Genomic DNA, 707 nt, shown 5'->3' on the forward strand with positions numbered 1-707 from the left:
GGAGGTAAATGGCAAGGTGTCCAACAAGCCTCTACTACTACAACTCTAGGAGCAACATTTGAAAATGGTAAAGACATTGTAAGAGGTAACACTAAAGAACATGTCTCAGGTGAAGCCCTTGCAAAAACACTCGGAACTGATTCAGCAGTAAAAACCATAGCTCAAGCCTCAGGCTTACAAGGTTCTATGGCTTATGATAGAGATGGAAGTCTTAATGGTGGTAGAGAAGGAAGCTACTATGCACAAGGATTAGAAAATAATGCAAGAATAGCTGCTAACCAAGTTATAGGTGTAGGTAAAGAAGGTGCATTAAATACTCAAAAAATGAATGCTATCCAATATGGAGGACATGCAGGAGTAATAAATCAGATAGAGCAAGGACAAGCTTTACAAACAGTTCATGGCACAGGAAGTAATTTTGCAAGCAGCTATAAAAGCACTGCAAGAACTAATGCAGAAGCAAGTTTAATACAAGCAAGAGAAGGTGCTAGAGCATTAAGAGATGAATATAGTGATCTTACAGGTGGAAAAGGTAATTCAAGTCTAGCAGATACACATTATCTAAATACTACACAAGGCTTACAATCTCAAGTTGGTAAAGCTAAAGGTTTTAATGAGGCAACTGATGGTGGCAATATTAGAACTGCAGAGCATGGAAGTAAGTTAGAGAATTTAGGAGGCTTGAAATCAACAGAAGCTACGCTAAA

General features: G+C 38.3%; 1 pseudogene. It reads left to right on the top strand.

Annotated elements, in window-relative coordinates:
• Positions 1 to 707, top strand: a pseudogene (locus CQA49_RS10220) (hypothetical protein); the annotation flags it as partial.

Source organism: Helicobacter sp. MIT 00-7814 (assembly GCF_003364115.1).
Taxonomy (GTDB): Bacteria; Campylobacterota; Campylobacteria; order Campylobacterales; family Helicobacteraceae; genus Helicobacter_F.